Below are 1,142 nucleotides of genomic sequence, written 5' to 3' on the forward strand. Positions count from 1 at the left end.
GTCATGATATACGAATTGATGATTTTGAAAAATTATCAAAAGCAATTAAAAAGTTTTTAGAATCTCTAGATTAAAATAAAATGGCTGTACATAGTATGTATAGCCATTTTATTTTAAATATATTAATAACATAATCCACAAGGAGAATATCCTTTAGATTTAGCTTCACTTTCAGTCATTTCTATAGCACCTTTCATGTTGTGTGCATCCTTACTAGAGTGGTATTTAGTTGAACTAGAAGAACCACCATTAGCGTAAACTGTATTAGATGAAGTTTCTTCTTTATTAGAAGTATCAGAAGCATTAGTAGTATTAGATGATGTATCATTATTTGAATTATAAGCATCCACATCATATCCATTATCAGTTACATACCCATCTACAGACCATATATTTAACTTATGTGATTTTGCATAATCTTGAGCTTTATAAAGATCATCTAAGTGTCTTTTTTGAGAATATATATATCCAACTCTAGCATATCCATTAGATATTAATTTTTCATTAAGCATATACCAGTTATTATCTTCACTAGATTTGAACCATAAATATCCTAAATGTCTATTGTATTTATCTGTTTTACTACCTTCATCATATTCAATATAAACTGTATCACCAGCTATTAAATTTTCTTTTGAATAGTTAGATGCTTCTATTGAGTAAGGTTGAGGATCTACTCCTTTTTTTACTGATTCTGGAGTATCTACTAATAATAATCTTGAAGTTATACTTTCNTAAAGTTATACTTTCTCCAGTTTCTTTTAGTTTAAGTTTCATTGTATCTCCATCTACAACTCTTTCAATTAAAGCTTCGACACAACCTGTCGGCACTTCTTTACTAGAGTTAGAATCATTGTATGAATTTTCATTAGATGCTGAGTTTTTAATTTGTGTTTGAGTTTCTACTAAATTTTGATTATCTTTAGAACAACCAGTAAATAATAAAGAAACTACAAGAGCTGATGCTAAAAATATAGACTTAAATTTATTTTTTCTATATAAGTTCATAAAATTCCACCTATAATAAATGTATTGCAAAGTATTATTATAATATATTTATTATAAAATACCAATAGTGCTATATAATAAAGAAATTTAATTAATAAATTTAGTATAAACAGGGTGTCGTATTTTGCGACACC

1 protein-coding gene is annotated in these 1,142 nt (G+C 26.6%); it reads right to left on the bottom strand.

Annotated elements, in window-relative coordinates:
- Positions 1-122: 122 nt before the first annotated feature.
- Positions 123-728 (bottom strand): thermonuclease family protein, encoded by a 606-nt coding sequence (locus G3997_RS04370; RefSeq protein WP_296649354.1) that lies wholly within the window; start codon positions 726-728, stop codon positions 123-125.
- Between the last annotated feature and the right edge of the window lie 414 nt (positions 729-1,142).

Origin of the sequence: Romboutsia sp. 13368 (genome assembly GCF_018336475.1) — a bacterium.
Taxonomy (GTDB): domain Bacteria; phylum Bacillota; class Clostridia; order Peptostreptococcales; family Peptostreptococcaceae; genus Romboutsia.